This window comes from Nocardia sp. CWNU-33 (assembly GCF_046764895.1).
Taxonomy (GTDB): Bacteria; Actinomycetota; Actinomycetes; order Mycobacteriales; family Mycobacteriaceae; genus Nocardia.
Window position 1 is genome coordinate 89835 of sequence record NZ_JBKOQN010000005.1, and the last position, 19542, is coordinate 109376.

Genomic DNA, 19542 nt, shown 5'->3' on the forward strand with positions numbered 1-19542 from the left:
CACCCGATTGGTGCGATCGAGAGTGGACACTCGGCGCGCGGCTGTGACACGCCGAGTGGACGATGGGTCCGCTGCTCAGAGGCCTGTCGATCAATGCATGTCGGGTGGCGGTGTCCTGCAATCGGGGCACCGCCACACGCATGCGGTATGGATCCGTCTGTCATCGACCGGATCGGCCAACAGATACTTGGGTCAGGCTGCCAGTTCAGCGGTGGTCAGCGCTTTCTCGTGCTTGGCCTGCAGCTGTTGCCGGCGCTTGTCGTCCTTGGCCCACCAGGTGCGCGCACCGGGCTTGCGTGCCTCGTACGTCAGCTGCCAGACAGTGCTCCAGCAAACGAGCTCCTTGAGCTTCGCGCCCGGCCAGCCGCCGAGGTAGGACTTCTTGGCGGTGTCATCCTTGCTGGAGAACTGGAAGATGCCGGCGCGGCGACCGAGGCTGATGCATTGACCGGCGAACCCTACGTCGATGGTCGCGGGCTGCTCACCCGCGATTCGGCGCAGGACTGTCTCGGCGGCCTGCGGGCCCAGCTGAACTGCGGACTGGCAGCCCATCCGGAACGGCAGGTCCGACGGTGCCGCCGAATCCCCGGCCGCGATGATGCGCGCGTCGTCCACGCTCGTCAATGTCTCGTCGGTGAGCAGGCGGCCCACGCTGTCGGTGCTCAGCCCACTACGGGTGGCCAGGTCCGGCACTCCGAATCCGGCGGTCCAGATGGTTACCGCGCTCCGCAGCGTGTGGCCGCCACTGAGCTTTACGGCATCGCGAGTCACACCGGTCACCTCTGCGTCGGGGCCTTCGAGCACGGTCACGCCGAGTTCGGTCAGCCGCTTGGCAACCGAAAGTCGACCCCGAGGATGCAGGTACGGTCCGAGTACCTCGCCGCAGATCAGGGTCACCGCGCGGCCCTGTTCCGCCAGCTCGGCAGCGGTCTCGATACCGCTCGGACCCGCGCCGACAACCGTCACCGCGGCCGTTGCTTGCGCGGCGTCGAGGACCCGCCGCAGCCGCTGCGCCTGTTCCAGGCTGGCGATCGGATAGGCGAACTCCGCCGCTCCGGGCACGCTGGGGTCGGCGCTGCCGCTGCCCGCTGCGTAGATCAGGTAGTCGTAGTCGACCGTGCCGCCGCCCGCCAATTCCACGCTGCGCTCGGCCGCGTCGATCCGTGTCACGGTGTCGACCGTCAGCCGGATGCCCTCGGCCAGGACTTTTCGGTAGTCGACGACCGCGTCGTTGGACCCGCCCACCAGTTGGTGCAGGCGGATACGCTCGACGAAACTCGGGCGCGGGTTGATCAGGGTCACCGTCACGTCGTCGCGCTGCGTGAGGCGGTTGGCCGCCATGACGCCGGCGTACCCTCCGCCGATCACGACCACATCGATGTTCTCGGTCATGGTGTCTCCTTCGTTTCCAAGGGGTTCGGGCACAAGACACCGCGTGCTGGATCGTTGTGACAGAGCGTGAGGCAGGTCACTCCACGGGGGTGGGTTCGGCCCGCCTGTCAACCGCTGCGGAACACCCTGAACGAACAGTCGTACCAGCGCTTGATCTCGACCCTGACCATCCTCGTCGGCTGGGAGGCCCAAATCGCTTTGCACGACGTGCGCGGCCTGGACCCGCAGGCCGAACAAGAGGCCGTCACCTGGGCCGCAAGGGTTTTGGTCGAGGCCGCGATCAAGGAAAACGACGCACACCCCGAGCGCGGCAGCCAAGATTGATGCACCCGTTGGATGCGCCGGAGAAGTAAGAACGCCGTCGCGGTCTCGAGTAACAGCGACACGATGATGCCGACGCGGCCGTCGAGGTCGACGAACCACTCCGGCGTCCAACAAGCCTCGATTCCGGGCATCGGGACGGTGAAAGTGCAGAGGTGTCCAGGCTCGGCGACCTCGGCCACCAGTAATAGGACGTCATCGAGGTGGCTTGGGGTGGTCAGGTGCCCCCGTTGCCGTTGAGGTCTACCGGCGTTGGCGCAGTTGGCCTTTCGGGTGCCGGGCCGCGGCGGCGATGCAGGCGCTGGCCATTTGCGCCGATTGTGGCCCGCGGCAGTCGCTTCTGCTCGTCGTCACTGCCGCCTCGTTGAACGCTCGGATCCGGGCGTTCTCCCGGGATTCGCGCCAGATGAGGCGGCCTTCCAGCGGCGGTGCGTCATCGATGGGCAGGTAGGTGATGCGCGGGTGGGCGCGGTAGCAGGAACCTTCGTCGCCCACCACGAACGCGCCCTCGCCTCCCCCGACCAGACTGATCGCCTCCTGAAAGGTGTTGGCAGTCTTGCCGTACCGGATCAATCTGCCGTCGGGTGTCCGCTTCGGCACTCGATCGTCGGCCACGACCGACGGCGTCGAGTCGGGCGCTCCGATCAGCGTAATGTCGGCCAAATCGTTCAGAGATACAGAGTCGCGCGCAGCCAACGGGTGCCCGCTCGGGAGGGCAAGCAGCCGAGGCAAGCTCCGCAGTACCGGGCCGATGCCGAGGTCGGGCCCATCTACGGGATGAAACATGAGCACCATCTCGACCAGATCAGCGCGCAGGGCTGCCGAACCCTCGAAGAGGGGCAGTTCCCGGATTCGGACGTCGGTGCCTGGGTGGGTGGCGGTGAACCTGTCGGCGGCCTCCAGCACGAAGGTGCTTGCCCCCGCGCCGACAAAGCCGACCTCGAGCACGCCGGTTACACCCCGGCCCGCGGCGGTCGCGCGCTCGACTGCCAGTTGGATCAGGTCGTGGCCGGGGCGCAGGTCGTCGAGGAACTGCTTGCCGACCGGGGTCAGCGCCACGCGGCGGCTGGTGCGTTCGAACAGCGGAGCGCCGACGCGGCGCTCTATCCCCTGGATCGTCTGGCTGACCCGTCCGGTCGACACCTGTAGCCGCTGCGCGGTCTTACCGAAGTGCAGCTCGTCGGCCAGCGCCAGGAAGGCCTCGATCTCATACCGTTCCACCGCTACTCCGTCTCGCTCGTGCTCAGGCCCGCCAACTCGAGGGCCCTACTAACTACCGCCGAGACGCGGGATTTGTTCCTGATCGTCCGGGCGACCTTTGCCGAGGTCACCCGAACGAGACCGCTGAACGGATCGTTGAGTCGTTCTAAACGGTTGTTAGGCAACGGGCTGTTGTTCCCGGGACTCTCTTCCCGAATTCTTGGAGACGCAGTTTTCCAGTGGGATGAGAGACGAGAAGTGATGTCCGAGAAAACCAAAAGCGTCCTTGTGCTCGGTGACACAGGCAAGACCGGAAGCCGGGATGTGGATCGACGGCTACCGCGCGACTTCACCGACTACGCCGATACAGCGGCCGCCACCGGGATCTGGCAGGACAGCGCTCAATGACGTTGGGGCGCACCCCAACCCCGGCATCGCCAGCTCGACGATCGACATTCTGGAGCACCAAAGTTGAATCTCTCCCGCATCGCCACCACCCTTTCGCTGATCGGCGCCGCGTTCATCATCTACGTCGGCATCAGCTATGTGGTCACGCCGGCGTCCATGGCCCCGCAATTCGGGCTCCCCGAGTGGCCACACGGTGACGCGGTCGCCTTCTTGAATATCAAGGGCATTCGCGATATCACGGAGGGACTGATCATCCTCGCCCTGCTTGCCGCTCGACAGCGGTTCGCGCTGGGCCTGGTCACGCTGGTGATCGCGCTGACCCCGTTCGCCGACATGCTGACGGTGCTGCGCTACCACGGGTCGACCTCGACCGCTCTGAGCGTGCACGGCCTCACCGCGGTGCTGGTCGCGCTTACCGGTGGCCTATTGCTCCGTGAGCAGCGCGTGCTGCGGACCGGCCGCGAAAAGGCAACCGCCGCACGGCTTATCGGTGCCGGGGCCGCACAGTGAGGACGGCCCGAGCGGCCACGCTGGTCCTGGCAACGGTGTCGGCCGGTCTGACGGCAGGGCTGTTCGCCGGGTTCGCCTACTCCGTGATGCCCGGCTTGCGCCGCAGCAGCGATACCGCCTTCGTCGAGGTCATGCAGAACATCAACGTGGTCATTGTGAACCCGTTGTTCATGACCTTGTTCATGGGTGGGCTGGTTGCGGGGTTGGCCGCTGTGGTGACGAACTGGCGGTCGGATGATCCGGCGGTTCGGTACTGGGCCATCGCCGGGTTCGTCTGCTACGTGGTGATGTTCGGGATCACCAGCGGCGCGAACGTTCCGCTCAACGACAAGTTGGCTGCTGCGGGTGACCCGGCTCAGATCGCCGATCTGGCCGCGGTGCGTGCGCAGTTCGAGGGACCGTGGGTGGCCTGGAACATCGCCCGCGCGATCGTGAACGTCGGTGCGCTCGGCGGCTTCGCATTGGCACTGTTGCGTTTCCGGCGTACCGCCGACCGAGCAGCCTGAACCGAGAACCATTTGTCGAAGGAGTCACCCACATGTCACTGAACGTGCCGGAATTCGCCGAGTCCACCATCGTGCGTTCCGACGACGCCGAAGTAATCGGCCAGGCCCCCGTTACCATCCGCCTGCTTGCCGACAGCAGCTCGACCGGCGGCGCACTGTCCACGCATCGGGTCACGCTGCGGGATGGCGCGAATGGCGCGGGCCCGCACCATCATTCGCGCTCGGCGGAGCTGTTCTACATGCTCGACGGCACAGCTCAGGTGCTGTCCGGCGACCAGGTGGTGACCGCCGAACGCGGCGATGTGGTCGTCGTGCCGCCCGGCCTCGCGCACGCATTCGCCGCGGCGCCGGGACACGACGCCGACATTCTCATCATCATCACCCCCGGGGTCGAACGGTTCGAGTATTTCCGGCACCTCGAGCGCATCGCCTACGGGAAGGTTCCGCCCGAAACCCTGCTGGATGTCCAAGAGATCTATGACACCTACTTCGGCAACAGCACGACCTGGAACGACGCCAGATCCTGAACGACAAAGGGCGGGCCGATCGCACGCGGGCGGCCCGCCACCCGGAAACCCTGACTCAACGAAGGCCATCTTGAAGAAGATCTACTACGCGGCGCACACCTACATGATCATCGGTGTGATCAGCGGCTTGTTCTACCGCGAGTTCACCAAGTTGCACGATTTCACCGGCAACTCCCAACTCGGTCTGGTGCACACCCACCTGCTCGCCCTCGGGATGCTGTTCCATCTCATCGTGCTGGCATTGGAGAAAGCGTTCACCCTGAGCACCAGCAAATTGTTCGACTGGTTCTTCTGGGTCTACAACGCGGGTCTCGCACTGACCGTCGCGATAATGACCACCCACGGTATCCAAACCGTCGTCGGCGCCGAGACCAGCGCCGCGATCTCCGGCCTTGCCGGGCTCGGACACATCGTGCTCACCATCGGTCTGATTCTGTTCTTCATCAACCTCGGCAAGCAGATCCCCACCAGTACAGCGCAACCCGATCTCGCACCGCAGCAGCACAATCTGCCCGTCTGATCGACCAACCGCCGCCCTCGGCGACCCGCTATGGGGAAATGGAGAAAATGAACATGCGCGCTATCGCGCAGGACACCTTCGGTGGACCTGAGGTCTTGAAGGTCATCGAGGTGCGGCGGCCCGAGCCCGGGCCCGCCGAGGTGCTCGTTCGAGTGTGCGCGATCGGGGTCAACCCGACCGACTCGTGGCATCGAGCCAGCGGCGGACTCGCGGGCGGGCAGACACCGGTCAGGCTGGGCTGGGACGTATCCGGCGTCGTCGAAGCCGTCGGACCTGGCGTCACCATCTTCGCGCCAGGTGATGAGGTGTTCGGTCTGCCACGGCACCCACAACCGGCGGGCACCTACGCGCAGTACGTGACATCCCCCGCACGGCACCTGGTTCGCAAGCCGTCGCGAATATCGCATACCGAGGCCGCCGCTTTGCCCCTGGCCGCGCTCACCGCGTGGCAGGCGCTGGTGGACACCGCCGACGTCCGGCCCGGCCAGCGGGTGCTGATCCACGCCGCGGCGGGCGGTGTCGGACACCTGGCCGTTCAGATCGCGAAGGCGCGTGGCGCCCACGTGATCGGCACCGCCCGCTCCGTCAAACACGACTTCGTGCGCGGACTCGGCGCCGACGAGGTCATCGACTACGTCCAGGTCGACTTCAGCACCGTCGCCCGCGACATCGACGTTGTCCTCGACACGATCGGTGGCGAGTACGGTCCGCGTTCCCTGACGACCCTGTGCGCCGGCGGTCTGCTCGTCTCCCTGGCCGCGCCGTCCGAGTCCTATCTGGCCGACGAGGCGCGCCCGCTCGGCCTGCGCGCCGCATTCATGATCGTCGAAGCCGACCGGGCCGGAATGCTGGAGATCGCCGCGCTGGTCGAAACCGGCCGTCTGCGTCCACAGATCGATACGGTCTTGCCCCTCGAACTTGCCGCCGAGGCACACGAACTCAGCCACAGTGGACGCATAGCGGGAAAGATCGTCCTCACCGTCGATTGACCGCACACCAACGCGAACCTCGAAACCCGACTCGCACGATACGAAGGACGCAATGCCCTACTTCCAGCACGGCGACGTTCGCACCTGGTACGACGTTCATGGAGACGGCGAGCCGGTGCTGCTGTTGCACGGTGGTTTTGTCGACTCGCGCTCCTTCGGACCCGCGGTTGCCATGCTCACCGACCGATTGCGGGTATTCACAGCGGATCGCCGAGGGCACGGCCGGACGCCCGACCTTCCCGGCCCGATCTCCTACGACCTGATGGCGTCGGACACCATCGCGTTCCTGGATCAGGTGGTCGGCGCCTCGGCCCACCTGGTCGGCTACAGCGACGGCGCGATCGTGGCGATGCTGGTCGCGATCCGCAGACCCGACCTCGTGCGCAGACTGGTGTTGATCAGCGGCAATTTCCACTATGACGGCATGACACCAGGCTTGCTGAACGGGTTCATGACCGGTGGATTGGTGCAGCGGCTCGGACCGAGATACGGCGAGGTGTCCCCCGACGGCGAGGAGCACTTCCCGGTCGTAGTGGACAAACTGCTGCGGATGATGGCCGAGGAGCCGACCTTGACCGAGCAGCAACTGACGCACATCGCCAGCCCCACCCTGGTGATCACCGCAGACGACGACGCGGTGACACTCGAACACACCATCGCGCTCTACCGCGCGATTCCGGACTCCGAATTGGCCGTCGTGCCCCGCGCCTCGCACCTGCTTGTGGTGGAGAAACCGGCCCAGGTCTACCCGCTGATCGCCGACTTCCTGACCATCGAACCCGCGCCGACCCTGCAACCGATCCGCCGGGCCGCCGAGCCCAGTCCGGCGCATTGACCGAAAGGAACATGCCATGGCGGCCCCGGCAATCGACCGAAAAGCGTCTCGCTGCATCACAATTCGCGCCTCGCTGACTCGACGCGAATGGATCCGCGTCGCCGCGATGGTGGCACTGATCGCGGCCTTACACGTGATCGGCTGGGGCACCTTGGTGACGTTCGTTGCCCCGCAACACTTCGATCTCGGCGACCAGACACTCGGCATCGGTGTCGGCGTGACCGCCTACACCCTCGGTCTGCGACACGCCTTCGACGCCGACCACATCTCGGCAATCGACAATACGACCCGCAAACTGATGAACGACGGGCAGCGGCCATTGTCGGTCGGGTTGTTCTTCGCTCTCGGCCACTCCACCGTCGTGTTCGCGTTGGCGCTGCTGCTCGCTGTCGGAGTGAAGGCAATCGTCGGCCCGGTACAGGACGACTCGTCGGTGCTGCACCACTACACCGGCTTGATCGGCACTACCGTGTCGGGCGCCTTCCTCTACCTCATCGCGATCATCAACCTCACGGTCCTGGTCGGAATCCTGCGAGTGTTTCGCGCGATGCGCGCAGGCGGCTATGACGAAGCGGCACTCGAAGAACAGCTCGAAAAACGCGGATTCATGAACCGGTTCTTCGGCAGGTTGATGAAATCGATTACCAAACCGTGGCAGATGTACCCGGTCGGAGTGCTGTTCGGCCTAGGCTTCGACACCGCCACCGAGGTCGCGCTCCTGGTCCTGGCGGGCACCAGCGCCGCCGCCGGACTGCCTTGGTATGCAATCCTGTGTCTGCCAATCCTTTTCGCCGCAGGAATGAGCCTGTTCGACACCATCGACGGCTCGTTCATGAACTTCGCTTACGAGTGGGCGTTGTCCGAACCTGTTCGCAAGGTCTACTACAACATCACCATCACCGTCCTGTCGGTGGCAGTTGCCTTGATCATCGGGACTATCGAACTGCTCGGCCTGCTCGCGGACCAACTCGGATGGAGCGGCGGGCTCTGGGATTGGATCGGCGGCCTGAACCTCAACAGCGTCGGGTTCGTCATCGTTGGCCTGTTCGTCCTGACCTGGGCGGTGGCGCTGCTTGTCTGGCGCTATGGCCGTATCGAAGAAAAATGGTCCGGGCGCAAACAAGAGCAGGCCGACTGATGGGGGAGTATCAGGCGACCGGTTCGGCCGAATGTCCGACGTCACGGAGGCAGTGCACGCCGCACGTATCGTCGACTCGATTGCTCGCGCTGCGAGTAGGGACCAGCGCGTCGATACGTTGCGCCGCAGCTATCTCGAGTAGCGTCTGAATGAATGCGCACACCAGGGCGGAGTCCCCGGTCGTCGGCCAGATCAGGCCGTATTCGATGGGCGCAGCGTCATGGAACGGAACGAATGTGATGCCCGGGCGAGCGTGGTACCGAAGACCTCGCATAGCCACGGGGGAGACGCCGCGGCCCGCCGCGACGTGGGAAGGTACTTCCGTCCAGTAGGTGGCGGTCGGTCCCTGCGGGATCGGCCGGCCTGACGGGGTGTGTGTGGGGAGGTGGAAGTCCAGCCAATACGCAGGGATGTCGCCGTGGATGGACACCAGCGGGGCGTCCGCGAGATCCTCCAGCGACACGGTGTCCCGACGTGCGAACGGATGCTGCGCCGGAACCATGAGCGCACGTGGTTCGGAGAAGATTACGGGGCCGACCGTGAGGTCCGGCTCGTCGATGGGGAATTCGCTGATCTGTAGGTCGAGGTCGCCCGATCGGAGCGGGCCGAGCGGATTTCCGAGCTGTATTTCGTGGACTTTGATCTCGCAGTCGGGATTGCGACGCTGGAAGGCTTCGGCGGCGAGACCGAGCAGGTCGGCTACCCATGGTGTGGAGTACCCGACGCGGAGTGTGCCCGTGATTCCACGACCGAATTCGATTGCCCGCAGGATCGCCAGTTGGACGCTTTGGTAGGCAGGCCGCAGGTCATCACGGAGTCGTCGTCCGGTAGCGGTGAGAACGACTTGGCGGCTGGTGCGGTCGAACAGTGGCACGCCGACGCGACGCTCCAACTTCTTGATCGTCTGGCTGACCCGCCCCGTCGACAGCCCAAGCCGTTCGGAGGTCCGTCGGAAGTGCAACTCCTCGGCCAATGTCAGGAACGTTTCGATCTCGTAGCGCTCGATCGTGGGACTCCTCGAGTGCGATCGGAAACTTGGGTATCCGATCATCGCATGTCAGATGCTTATTCGATAGCCCGCTCTCGGTAATGATCCAGTTGCACGATTCCGGGTTCCAGGCGCTGAACCGGACGCCGTTGAGATGGTCGGCATTCGAGCACGGCTATCGTCGCGCTACCCGGCAGCCGTCGTCTCAGGGAGACACCGCAGTAAGCGCTAGGACAACTCGACGAGGAGTGCGACGGGTCGCCGAAGGATCAGCTGTTGTGCATCGGGCTCATGGGCGGTCTTCGGCGAGGCTTGCGCCGGTGGCGAAGTGCTGGCGGTAGCGCTCGGGGGTGGTGGAGAGGCGGCGGGTGAAGACTCGGTGGAGGGTTTCACCGTGGCGGTAGCCGACCGCGCGGGCGATCGCGGTGATGGTGAGTTCGGTGGATTCCAGGAGGCGGCGGGCCGCTTCGATGCGGAGGTCTTCTACGAATGCGGCTGGGGTGCTGCCGGTTTCGGCTCGGAAGGCGCGGGCGAAATTGCGTTCGCTCATGCCGGCGCGCTCAGCCAGAGTAGCGACTGCCAGGTCGTCGTCGAGATGGTCGGGGAGCCACTGCTGGACGGCGCGGATGGCAGGGGTGCGGGCTGGCTGGGCGCGCAGTTGGGCGCTGAATTGGGCTTGGCCGCCGGAGCGGCGGGTGAAGACGACGAAGGCGCGGGCGATCTGCTGGGCCATTTCGCGGCCGTGATCGTCCTCGACGAGGGCCAGGGCGAGGTCGATGCCTGCGGCGACGCCCGCGGAGGTCCAGCGGTTGCGATCGTGGACGTAGATGCGGTCGGGCTCGACGGTGACGCGAGGGTAGGTGCGGGCCAGTCGATCGGTCGTACCCCAGTGGGTGGTGGCTCGGTAGCCGTCGAGCAGACCGGCGGCGGCGAGCAGCAGCGCGCCAGAGCACACCGAGGTCACTCGGCGGGATTTGCGGGCCAGGGCGGGTAATTCGCGGACCACTTCCGCAGACACTGGCCCGGAGATCCAGCCGCCGACGACCAAAAGGGTGTCGATCTCGTCGGCGGAGGCGGCCAGGTCGTGCAGCGAATGTTCGACCCCAATGGTCAGACCACCGTCGGTCTTGATCGACCGGCCCTGCGGCGAGGCTGTGACGAGCCGGTACACCATCTTCTCGCCGATCGCATTGACGAACCCGAAAACATCCATCGGTCCGGCCAATTCGACCAGCTGCATGCCCTCGTAGGCGACGAAAACGATGGTGCGCGGCGCGGGCATGCCGCCATCATCGCAGTCGGGACAGGTGGCCGCCACGATCAGTGCGTGACCGTGACGGCAGTCGGGCTCCCACATCGCCGCATGCAGCGGGAATATCGCCGCGCACAGTGGGAGTCGGGAGGCCCGCCCGGGCGGCCACATCAGCCGACGCGCCCGGCCCCGGCGCTCTTGCCGCGCACCGCGTGCTGATCGAGGAACGGGATGAGCACTGCGGCAACACGATCCGAGAACTGGGCGTGTGGATAGTGCCCACCGTTGTCGACCATCACGACCCGGCCCACACCGTCCGGCATAGCGGCCACGATCGCGTTTGCCTCGGCCTCGGGATCGGCGAAATCCGGGTCCGCCGAACCCATGATCACCAGCGCGGGGCAGCGGACGTCCGTCAACCGTGCGTGCGCGTCCGCGGGGGTGGTCTGTCCGGTTTTCATGAATTCCGCCCAGCGCTCGGGCTGCCGCAGGATGTTCTCGAGGCCGGCGAGGTAGCGGTCGTAGTCGGCAGGCTTGGTCGGATAGGCGATGTCCAGATATCGCCGCCACCAGGGCAGCGAATTCATCATCGAGGTGAGGGCGAGGCGGACCACGCCGCGGCGGTATCGGCGGCTGGTGAGCAGGGCTCCGGCGTGCATGCTCTGGGTGAGGGTGAAGGGCCCGATCTCGACGATCGCGGTCACCAGGTCCGGGGCCTGCGCCGCGGCGATCGTTGCCGAGCCGCCCGACAGCGAGTGCCCGACGATCACCGCCGGGCCGCCGAAGTGCCGGATGACGCCCAGCAGGTCCTGCGCTACATCGGTGCGGCTGATGGCGGCTTTTCCGGTCACCGACGGCCAGTCGAGGCTCGATTCGCCGTGCCCGCGCATGTCCACGTTGACCACCCGGTAGCCCGCGGCGGCCAGGGGGCCGACGAGGTGGCGGAAGTCGTGCCGCACGGTGCCCATGCCATGTGACAGCACCACGAGCGGTCCGTCACCGACCACATCGCAGGCGAGCTGCCCGTGTTCGAGCGTCACATACTCGGTCATTGTCGTTTCCTTCCAGCGGATCATCCGGTGGCCGCGACTGCGACCTGTTGGAATTGAACGCCCGGAAATCGGCGTGAGCGATGCCGAAGGCCGGACGGGTCAGCCGGACGGCCGATTTCGTCAGATCCTGACCGGTGTCACCGCGGAAACGACAGTCACTGACCGCGGTTTCGACCGGGCGTCTCTGCTTTCGTGAACTCGGGCCCGCACCGCCCAGAGGTACGCCCGACTGGGCGAGAGTCGGTAGCAGGTACTGCCCCGTACATCCCGTCCAGGTCAGAGGCATATCACGTCCAGTCGGTACCACTGTCTCCAGCCTGTATCTGCCTGTCTTGGCAAGTCTTGGGTTCGGGTCGGTCCATCCGGTCCATGACGGATGATCACGCGGGTGAGCAGTCGTAAAACCCGCCCAGCCGCGAAAATTCTTTCGGGGCCGTGTCGATCTGTCGCGTTCGCTGTTCGACCTTGGAGTGAGAGGGTCGGTAGGCGACCCGGAAAGGGAGGATGACAGTGAAGTACATGCTGATCTGGCGGGCCACCGATGAGGGCAATGCGGCCATGGAGGGCGTCGACTTCGAGAAGCTGCTCGAGACCGTCGGGCGGTACAACGACGAGATGATCCGGGCCGGGGTGCTGGTCGCGGCCGAAGGGCTGGTCGGGCCGGAAGAGGGCGTGGTGGTGGACTATTCGTCGGAGCCGCCGGTCGTCACGGACGGGCCGTACGGGGAGACCAAGGAGCTCTTCGGCGGGTTCTACATTCTGAATGTGGCCTCCAAGGAGGAGGCCATCGAATGGGCCAGGCGGGCCCCGTCGTTCGGGCCGGGATTCAAGACCGAAATTCGCCGGGTCACCACGATCGACGAATTCCCGCAGGACAACGAATGGATTCAGAAGGAACGAGCATGGCGCGAAGCCACCGGACAGTTGTGAGTCGCTGAGCGAATGGCCGATTCCACGGGTCGTGAGGCCGTTGCCGCCGTGTGGCGGATCGAGTCCGCGCGGATTGTCGGGGCGCTCGCGCGCTACACCGGAGATTTCGCGCTGGCCGAGGACCTTGCGCAGGAGGCATTGGCCGAGGCGCTGGTGAACTGGCCACGGGATGGCGTGCCGCGTAATCCGGCCGGGTGGCTGCTCACCGTCGGGCGGCGACGGGCTATCGACGCGTTTCGCCGACGTGCCGCGCTCGATGACCGGTACTCCGCCCTCGCCCGCGATCTGGGCGAGGGCGGGGTCGCCGCCGGTGGCCCGCCCGCGGAATCCACGAGTGCGCAGACACCGTGGGATCCCGATCAGGTCGACGATGACGTGCTCGCGCTCATCTTCATCGCGTGCCATCCCGTGCTTTCGCGCGAGGCCCGGATCGCGCTCACGCTGCGGGTGGTCGGCGGCCTGGCCAGCGACGAGATCGCCAAGGCGTTTCTGGCGCCTACGGCCACCGTGCAGGCCCGGATCACGCGGGCGAAGAAAACTCTTGCAGCGGCTCGCGTTCCGTTCGCCGTGCCGTCCGCGCAGGAGCGCAATGAACGCCTCGGGTCGGTGCTCAGCGTCATCTACGTGATCTTCACCGAAGGATCCTCCGCCACCTCGGGTGAGGATCTGATCCGATTCGATCTGGCCGGTGAGGCGCAGCGGCTGGCCCGGGTGCTGGCCCGGTTGATGCCGGCCGAACCCGAGGTGCACGGGCTGCTGGCGCTGCTCGAGCTCACCGCCGCACGCTTCCCGGCCCGCGCCGACTTCGACGGGCAGCCGATTCTGCTGGAGCACCAGAACCGCCGCCGCTGGGACCGCGCGGCGATTCGCCGTGGGCGCGCCGCCCTGGACCGGGCTACCCGGGTCGGCCGCGGCCTCGGCACTTACGGCCTGCAGGCCGCGATCGCCGAATGCCATGCCGTCGCCGCATCCGTCGACACCACCGACTGGGACCGCATCGTGCTCCTATACGAGGCCCTGGGCCGCCTTGCCCCCTCCCCGGTGGTCGACCTCAATCGCGCGGTCGCGGTGTCTATGGCACAGGGCCCCTCGGCCGCCCTCCGCATTGTCGACGAGCTCAAAACCTCCGCAGCCCTGGCGAATTCGCACCTGTTGCCGAGCGTTCGCGGCGAGCTGCTCACGCGATTGGGCCGCAGCGGCGAGGCACGTGCCGAACTCGAACTCGCCATCCGACTCTGCGGAAACGAACGGGAACGCGCCTTGCTCGCGAAAAAGCTCACGAAGTTGGTCGTATAGCTCAGAGGTACGCTGAACTTGCGACAGGTTTGCTGACGGATTTCTGGGCACGATCCGCACACTCGCACCGGTGGCGGGGCAGTGTCCGGCCGCGTACTTGCCGGCACGAGCATGGCTGGGAAATTCGCGCGCCGACGATTGCGCAGACTTTCGACTGTCTGGCCTGGCCGAATCAACTAGTGTGGGGCTACCCGCTCGGGCGGGGGTTGGAATGCAAGCAAGTACACCGTTTGCCAGTCGGGTGGTCACAGGACGGCACAATGGATGACACGGCAGTGAGTGGCGGGGACGCCACTTGGGGGCCAGCGGAGGCGTTCGGACGCTATCGGCTTCTGTCGCTGCTGGGGCAGGGCGGCATGGGCCAGGTGTGGCGGGCGCAAGATTCGCTGACCAACCGGGTGGTGGCGCTCAAGGTGTTGCCCGAGCGCTTCGCCGATGACGAGCAGCTGCGCGAGCGGTTCCGCCGGGAGTGCCGGGCGGTGGCGCAGTTGACCGAGCCGCATGTGATCCCCATCCACGACTTCGGCGACATCGACGGTCGGCTCTACCTGAATATGCGCTTGATCGAGGGCACCGACCTGCGCAAGGTGATCACGGAAGAAGGGGCCTTGTCGCCGCGGCGGGCAGTGGCGATCATCGCACAGGTGGCCGGCGCGCTGCAGGCGGCCCACGACGCCGGGCTGGTCCACCGCGATGTCAAACCCACCAACATCCTGCTAGGGGCCGATGAGTTCGCCTCCCTGATCGACTTCGGGATCGCCCACGCCGCCGACGACCGTACGATGACCACGATCGGCGAGACCATCGGCACCGTCGCCTACATGGCGCCGGAGGAGATCAGCTCGGACGTCAAGGCCGATGCCCGAGTGGACGTGTACGCGTTGACGTGCGTGCTGTATGAGTGCCTGACCGGCCGGCCGCCGTTTGCGAGCGCAATGGGGATACAGGGTGTGATGGCCCATCACCTGCACACCCCGCCGCCGCGTCCCAGCACCACTACACCCGATGTACCGACTGCGTTCGATGCGGTCATCGCCAAGGGAATGGCCAAAAACCCCGACGATCGTTACCAGACCGTGCGCGAGCTGGCCGCGGCGGCCTCCGCCGCGGTGGGCGATTCCGCGGTCAGCACCACCGAGGGCGTGGCCGCGCGTCATGGGCGGCGAATCAGATTGTCGCCCAAGGCCGCCTGGCTGCTCGCTGCTGCGGTCGCGGTTACGGTGGTGGCCGCCGTAGCTGTCGTCATCGGTGTCCAACGGGAATCAGGCGGCGGTGGCAACTCGCCCGCACCTATCGGCTCGGGCTACTCGTCACAGACTCCGCTGCCGTTTACCGGCGTCAGCCTGCCCACCGATGTGGCTGTCGACACGGCGGGCAACGTATACGTCAGCGACATGGGTAACGATCGGGTGGTGAAATTGGCGGCGGGCGCGTCGGCGCCGATCCCGCTGCCGTTCACCGGCCTGAATAATCCCCAGGGTGTGGCGGTCGACACTGCGGGCAACGTTTACGTCACCGACACGAGTAACGATCGGGTGGTGAAATTGGCGGCGGGCGCGTCGACGCCGACCCCGCTGCCGTTCACCGGGCTCAAAGATCCCCAGGGTGTGGCGGTCGACGCTGCGGGCAACGTGTACGTCGGCGACCGGGGTAATGATCGGGTGCTGAGGTTGGCGGTGGGCGCGTCGGCGCCGACGACGCTGCCGTTCACGGGGCTCCAAGATCCCCAGGGGGTGGCGGTCGACGCTGCGGGCAACGTATACGTCACCGAATTGAGTACCGAGCGGGTGCTGAGGTTGGCGGTGGGCGCGTCGGCGCCGACCCCGTTGCCGTTCGCCGGGCTCAAAGATCCCCAGGGTATGGCGGTCGACGCGGCGGGAGACTTGTACATCGTCGACTGGGGTAGCAAATGGGTGGTGAGGTTGGCGGCGGGCGCGTCGACGCCGACCCCGCTGCCGTTCACCGGCCTGAAGAATCCCCAGGGTGTGGCGGTCGACACGGCGGGCAACGTATACGTCACCGACCTGGGCCTCAATCCGGTGGTGAAACTCCTGGTCGGCTGAACCCCTGTTCCGCTGTCCGGTGCCAAGAATCGTCGCCAATTCGCGGCGAAAAGCACGCCACTCAAATGCTGCTAACCTGCTGGTAGAGGCGTGAATTGATCCGTACGCCGACGACATGATCACGCAGTCACCACCCACCGTCAGCCAGCCGACCAACACCAGCGATCACGAAGTCGGGCTGGAGTACTAGGAGACCACTGGGCGGCGTAGGAATTCACCTACAAACGGCGCTGGGATTCGCTGGCCCTACCGCATGGCGGTGCTGCTCGACGATTCGACGCAGCGCCTGCCATCGGCAAACCGGATGAGCCGATGCGCGCCGTCGGTCGAGAGCTCCACCGATGATCTCGGCTCCCACCGATGATTTTTCGTGCCAGACGGTGTCTGTATCTCTGGGAGGTACGACATGACCGGAATATTGGATGCGGCCGAACTGCGGCAGGTGTGCCTGGACGCCGGAGCTGACGACGTCGGCTTCGTGGCACTGGACACGCCTGGCCTGGAGGGGGAGGTCGACTATGTGCGCGAAGCGCTTCCGAGCACCCGCTCGCTGATCGCGGTGTGTGTGCGGCTGGCGCGGGACAACTTTCGCAGCCGGGCGGCCAGCATGGTCAATACCGAGATCGACACCGCGATACCGGTGCTCGATCGGATCGGCCACAAGATCAGTATCGGGTTGCAGGACCGTGGATTTCGCGCCATGTACCCGTCGGTGACGTTTCCCGTCGAAGCGCACCGACTGCCGAGCCGCGGCTGGACGGTGTCGCACAAGCCGGTGGCGGTGGCTGCGGGGTTGGGCCACATGGGAATTCATCGCTGCGTGATCCATCCGAAGTTCGGCAGCTTCATCGGGCTCGGCACCGTGCTGACCGACGCGCGGATCGCACCGTATTCCCGGCCGCTGGACTGGAATCCGTGCCTGGGCTGCAATCTGTGCGTGGCCGCGTGCCCGGTGGGCGCGATACACACCGACGGCAGTTTCGACTTCAACAGTTGCTACACCCACACCTACAACCAGTTCGTGAACAACTTCGCCGACTGGGTTGAAACCATGGCCGACAGCACCGACGCCGACGATTACGACCAGCGCATGAGCCCGGGCGAAACCACCATGCAGTCACGCCGCCAGTATCGTTCCGGCTACTGCGTCGCGGTGTGCCCGGCCGGTGAGGACGTGATCGGGCCGTATCTGGCCGACCGCAAGGGCCACCTGCAGCTGGTGCTGCGCCCGGTACAGCGCAAACCCGAGAACGTCTACGTCAGCGCCGGATCGAACGCGGAAGCCCACGCGCGCAAGATGTACAAGCAGAAGACGGTGCGCCACGTGGATACCGGGATCATGCCGCCCGATGGCATCGACGCAGCGCCGGAGCCGAAATGAACGACGCCGAGCGGTTGTGGAATCCGCTGCACGTCCCGGTCGAGCGGGGCTCGCGCGAGCGGCCGCATCCGACCGTCGCGGCCGCGCGGGCCCGAGCCGAGCAGGCGCCCGCCGGTGAGCCCGCGGACCTCGACGCCGACTGGCTGCGCGAGATATGCCTGGCCGCGGGCGTCGACGACGTCGGATTCACGGCACTGGCAACGCCCGGCCTCGAGGGCGAACGTGACTACGTCCTCGAGGCACTGCCGGGCACCTGCACCCTGATCGGATTCTGCCTGCGAACCAGTCGCGACAACCTGCAGAGCAGATCGACAAGCGCCGCCAACCGCGATGTCGCCACCACCCAGGAGTTGGCGCACGAAGCCGCCCGGCACATCTGCCTGGAACTGCAGCGCCGCGGCGTGCGCGCGCTGTATCCGGCATCCGGATTCCCGGCCGAGATCCACCGATTCCCCAACCGGAGCTGGGTGGTCTCGCACAAGCTGGTGGCGGTGGCCGCCGGGCTGGGACAGATGGGGTTGCACCGCAACGTCATTCACCCGAAATTCGGGACCTTCATCGTGCTGGGCACGATTCTGATCGACCGGCCGGTCTCCCGGTACTCGCAACCGGTCCCGTCGAATCCGTGCATCGACTGCGGGTTGTGCGTGACCACCTGCCCGGTCGGCGCGATCCATGCTGACGGGGGATTCGATTTCGACGCCTGCTACACCCACAACAATCATCACGAGCTGTCCAACTTCGCCGGCTGGGTCGAGGAGGTGGTGGACAGCGCGGACGCGGCCGACTATCGGCGGCGGGTAACACCCAGCGAGACCTTGTCCGTGTGGCAGAGTCTGTCGTTCCAACCACAGTTCCGCGCCGGATACTGTGTCGCGGTGTGCCCGGCTGGTACCGACGTGCTCGGCAACTTCCTCACCGACCCGGACGGTCACGCTCGCGACGTGGTGGCGCCCCTGATGCGGAAACCGGAGTACGTCTACGTCGACACCGGCTCGGCCGCCGAGTCACACGTCCAGTCCAGGTTTCCGCACAAGACGGTTCGTCATCCCCGCCGGATGACGGTGCCGGAACCCGAGATCGATCCGGTGCCGGAGCGTCATGACCAGTGACGGCGACCTGCGGCGAGATCTGCCGATCTTCGAGATCTATGCCGGCGGGGGCGGCGCGCGGCTCGAGATTCATCCCTGGTTCTTCGTCGCCGGACGGCAGTATCTGGGCATGACCCGGGTACTGCCGCCGGGAACCGGACGCGCGCCAGCGCACGTCCACACCGGCGTCGTCCAGCGTTCGTTCCTGCTCGCCGGCGCGCAGGCCCGCTATCGGAATGGCGGGCGTACCCGCACGCTGTCGCCCGGCGACGACATGATCATCGAACCCGGTGTGCCCCACACCGATCCGTACAACGATACCGACGCGCCCATCGTCGTCCGCAGCCTCTACACGCCGGGACCGGTGTGGTTACTGTCGTTCGCCAGAACCCTCGGGCAGGCGCTGCGGGACGGAAAGGTGAACTCGCAGCAGGAACTTCACCTGCCGCATCTGCTGATGATGCTGGGGACACCGGGTTCGGTGACATTCGCGGCGGGAATTCCGCTCGGGGTGCAGCGGCGGATCCTGCTGCCCGCTGCCACCCGTTTCGCAAAGCATCGAGGTCATGCCCCGGCAGCGGGCTTACGCGCCCACATCTTCGGTTGACCGGCGGTTGTCGTGGCGCGGTTCGGCCGCAAGCTGATCGGTTCACAACCATGCGTGTGCGTACACAAACCGCACTGATCATCATTGCGGGTGTGGACGCACGCGGAAGTTCTTCCTGGCGTATTCCGTGCACAGTGTGGTCGGATGGTGATCAACAAGGCATCGACCCGAGGCCCGGAGGCCCAGCGAACGAGTCGCCGGACTTCTGCCACCATCGCCGTGGGTCGGTCCAGTTCCATAGCTGCGCTCCGGGTACCTGGAGTTGCCACCTCGCATGCCGTAGCTGAGCAACACGCGATCCCAGGGTCTCGCTCTGCCATCGCACGGCAGCCGCATGTGCGCTTATATCCGGAGCCGGACTGCCTGCCCCACGTATGCGCCATGCCACTAATCAGATGAGCGTACGTTGCCCCACGGCAGTGGGGTCTATCTTGCTGTTCGTCTGTGGGCGCAGAGGGGATCGAACCCCCGACCGCTGGTGTGTAAAACCAGTGCTCTACCGCTGAGCTATACGCCCGTGCTCGCCGGAGATCCGG

At 66.0% G+C, this 19542-nt stretch carries 20 protein-coding genes and 1 tRNA gene; 15 read left to right on the top strand and 6 right to left on the bottom strand.

Translation table 11 applies throughout. From position 1 onward, the window contains the following. Positions 1-192 precede the first annotated feature (192 nt). Positions 193-1392, bottom strand: coding sequence for an NAD(P)/FAD-dependent oxidoreductase (locus tag ACLMAL_RS08205; RefSeq protein WP_411998527.1), 1200 nt, complete (start codon positions 1390-1392; stop codon positions 193-195). A 150-nt stretch (positions 1393-1542) separates the two neighbouring features. Here ACLMAL_RS08205 and ACLMAL_RS08210 point away from each other — a divergent pair, with 150 nt between their 5' ends. Next, positions 1543-1716: a hypothetical protein gene (locus ACLMAL_RS08210; protein WP_411998528.1), complete on the top strand. Its 174-nt coding sequence runs from the start codon at positions 1543-1545 to the stop codon at positions 1714-1716. A gap of 240 nt (positions 1717-1956) precedes the next feature. Here ACLMAL_RS08210 and ACLMAL_RS08215 read toward each other — a convergent pair whose 3' ends face one another. Beyond that, a complete protein-coding gene (locus ACLMAL_RS08215) occupies positions 1957-2934 on the bottom strand; it encodes a LysR family transcriptional regulator (protein WP_411998529.1) in 978 nt (325 codons plus the stop codon). A gap of 240 nt (positions 2935-3174) precedes the next feature. Here ACLMAL_RS08215 and ACLMAL_RS08220 point away from each other — a divergent pair, with 240 nt between their 5' ends. From ACLMAL_RS08220 to ACLMAL_RS08255, 8 genes are all read left to right on the top strand, one after another. Then, entirely contained in the window at positions 3175-3321 is a 147-nt protein-coding gene (locus ACLMAL_RS08220) for a hypothetical protein (RefSeq protein ID WP_411998530.1), read from the top strand. A 63-nt stretch (positions 3322-3384) separates the two neighbouring features. Next, entirely contained in the window at positions 3385-3831 is a 447-nt protein-coding gene (locus tag ACLMAL_RS08225) for a DUF4267 domain-containing protein (RefSeq protein WP_411998531.1), read from the top strand. Beyond that, on the top strand, positions 3828-4337 hold the full coding sequence (locus tag ACLMAL_RS08230; RefSeq protein WP_411998532.1) for a DUF1772 domain-containing protein: 510 nt from the start codon (positions 3828-3830) through the stop codon (positions 4335-4337). Before ACLMAL_RS08225 ends, ACLMAL_RS08230 begins: the two co-directional genes overlap by 4 nt. A 32-nt stretch (positions 4338-4369) precedes the next feature. Then, a complete protein-coding gene (locus tag ACLMAL_RS08235) occupies positions 4370-4864 on the top strand; it encodes a cupin domain-containing protein (protein ID WP_411998533.1) in 495 nt (164 codons plus the stop codon). A gap of 70 nt (positions 4865-4934) precedes the next feature. Next, positions 4935-5384: a DUF2871 domain-containing protein gene (locus ACLMAL_RS08240; RefSeq protein WP_406237598.1), complete on the top strand. Its 450-nt coding sequence runs from the start codon at positions 4935-4937 to the stop codon at positions 5382-5384. A gap of 47 nt (positions 5385-5431) precedes the next feature. Then, a complete protein-coding gene (locus tag ACLMAL_RS08245; RefSeq protein WP_411998534.1) occupies positions 5432-6373 on the top strand; it encodes an NADP-dependent oxidoreductase in 942 nt (313 codons plus the stop codon). A gap of 52 nt (positions 6374-6425) precedes the next feature. Further along, on the top strand, positions 6426-7208 hold the full coding sequence (locus ACLMAL_RS08250) for an alpha/beta fold hydrolase (RefSeq protein WP_406237601.1): 783 nt from the start codon (positions 6426-6428) through the stop codon (positions 7206-7208). A 16-nt stretch (positions 7209-7224) separates the two neighbouring features. Beyond that, positions 7225-8346, top strand: a complete 1122-nt coding sequence (locus ACLMAL_RS08255; RefSeq protein WP_411998535.1) for a HoxN/HupN/NixA family nickel/cobalt transporter — start codon at positions 7225-7227, stop codon at positions 8344-8346. Between the two features lie 10 nt (positions 8347-8356). On the opposite strand, the gene ACLMAL_RS08260 is transcribed toward ACLMAL_RS08255, so the two are convergent. From ACLMAL_RS08260 to ACLMAL_RS08270, 3 genes are all read right to left on the bottom strand, one after another. Next, a complete protein-coding gene (locus ACLMAL_RS08260; protein WP_411998536.1) occupies positions 8357-9397 on the bottom strand; it encodes a LysR family transcriptional regulator in 1041 nt (346 codons plus the stop codon). 226 nt (positions 9398-9623) lie between these two features. Further along, entirely contained in the window at positions 9624-10616 is a 993-nt protein-coding gene (locus tag ACLMAL_RS08265; RefSeq protein ID WP_411998537.1) for a GlxA family transcriptional regulator, read from the bottom strand. 140 nt (positions 10617-10756) lie between these two features. Then, positions 10757-11638, bottom strand: a complete 882-nt coding sequence (locus ACLMAL_RS08270; protein ID WP_411998538.1) for an alpha/beta fold hydrolase — start codon at positions 11636-11638, stop codon at positions 10757-10759. Positions 11639-12148: 510 nt separating this feature from the next. Between ACLMAL_RS08270 and ACLMAL_RS08275 the strand changes: the two genes are divergently transcribed. From ACLMAL_RS08275 to ACLMAL_RS08300, 6 genes are all read left to right on the top strand, one after another. Then, positions 12149-12568: a YciI family protein gene (locus ACLMAL_RS08275; protein ID WP_328412849.1), complete on the top strand. Its 420-nt coding sequence runs from the start codon at positions 12149-12151 to the stop codon at positions 12566-12568. Positions 12569-12580: 12 nt separating this feature from the next. Beyond that, on the top strand, positions 12581-13864 hold the full coding sequence (locus ACLMAL_RS08280; RefSeq protein ID WP_411998539.1) for an RNA polymerase sigma factor: 1284 nt from the start codon (positions 12581-12583) through the stop codon (positions 13862-13864). Between the two features lie 260 nt (positions 13865-14124). After that, a complete protein-coding gene (locus ACLMAL_RS08285; protein WP_411998540.1) occupies positions 14125-15927 on the top strand; it encodes a serine/threonine-protein kinase PknD in 1803 nt (600 codons plus the stop codon). Positions 15928-16333: 406 nt separating this feature from the next. Further along, positions 16334-17308 carry a 4Fe-4S binding protein gene (locus tag ACLMAL_RS08290; RefSeq protein ID WP_411998541.1) on the top strand — a complete coding sequence of 325 codons (975 nt, stop codon included), beginning with the start codon at positions 16334-16336 and terminating at the stop codon, positions 17306-17308. Continuing rightward, entirely contained in the window at positions 17305-18420 is a 1116-nt protein-coding gene (locus tag ACLMAL_RS08295; protein WP_411998542.1) for a 4Fe-4S binding protein, read from the top strand. Before ACLMAL_RS08290 ends, ACLMAL_RS08295 begins: the two co-directional genes overlap by 4 nt. After that, positions 18410-19006: a cupin domain-containing protein gene (locus tag ACLMAL_RS08300; RefSeq protein ID WP_328411118.1), complete on the top strand. Its 597-nt coding sequence runs from the start codon at positions 18410-18412 to the stop codon at positions 19004-19006. The genes ACLMAL_RS08295 and ACLMAL_RS08300 overlap by 11 nt, the downstream gene beginning before the upstream one ends. A gap of 445 nt (positions 19007-19451) precedes the next feature. Here ACLMAL_RS08300 and ACLMAL_RS08305 read toward each other — a convergent pair. Continuing rightward, positions 19452-19523 (bottom strand) — tRNA-Val (locus tag ACLMAL_RS08305). Between the last annotated feature and the right edge of the window lie 19 nt (positions 19524-19542).

Coding starts and splice junctions, on each gene's coding strand:
- ACLMAL_RS08205 (WP_411998527.1), bottom strand. CDS start 1,392: ATGACCGAGAACATCGATGTGGTCGTGATCGGCGGAGGGTACGCCGGC.
- ACLMAL_RS08220 (WP_411998530.1), top strand. CDS start 3,175: ATGTCCGAGAAAACCAAAAGCGTCCTTGTGCTCGGTGACACAGGCAAG.
- ACLMAL_RS08235 (WP_411998533.1), top strand. CDS start 4,370: ATGTCACTGAACGTGCCGGAATTCGCCGAGTCCACCATCGTGCGTTCC.
- ACLMAL_RS08245 (WP_411998534.1), top strand. CDS start 5,432: ATGAACATGCGCGCTATCGCGCAGGACACCTTCGGTGGACCTGAGGTC.
- ACLMAL_RS08250 (WP_406237601.1), top strand. CDS start 6,426: ATGCCCTACTTCCAGCACGGCGACGTTCGCACCTGGTACGACGTTCAT.
- ACLMAL_RS08255 (WP_411998535.1), top strand. CDS start 7,225: ATGGCGGCCCCGGCAATCGACCGAAAAGCGTCTCGCTGCATCACAATT.
- ACLMAL_RS08260 (WP_411998536.1), bottom strand. CDS start 9,397: ATGATCGGATACCCAAGTTTCCGATCGCACTCGAGGAGTCCCACGATC.
- ACLMAL_RS08265 (WP_411998537.1), bottom strand. CDS start 10,616: ATGCCCGCGCCGCGCACCATCGTTTTCGTCGCCTACGAGGGCATGCAG.
- ACLMAL_RS08270 (WP_411998538.1), bottom strand. CDS start 11,638: ATGACCGAGTATGTGACGCTCGAACACGGGCAGCTCGCCTGCGATGTG.
- ACLMAL_RS08280 (WP_411998539.1), top strand. CDS start 12,581: ATGGCCGATTCCACGGGTCGTGAGGCCGTTGCCGCCGTGTGGCGGATC.
- ACLMAL_RS08285 (WP_411998540.1), top strand. CDS start 14,125: ATGGATGACACGGCAGTGAGTGGCGGGGACGCCACTTGGGGGCCAGCG.
- ACLMAL_RS08290 (WP_411998541.1), top strand. CDS start 16,334: ATGACCGGAATATTGGATGCGGCCGAACTGCGGCAGGTGTGCCTGGAC.
- ACLMAL_RS08295 (WP_411998542.1), top strand. CDS start 17,305: ATGAACGACGCCGAGCGGTTGTGGAATCCGCTGCACGTCCCGGTCGAG.
- ACLMAL_RS08300 (WP_328411118.1), top strand. CDS start 18,410: ATGACCAGTGACGGCGACCTGCGGCGAGATCTGCCGATCTTCGAGATC.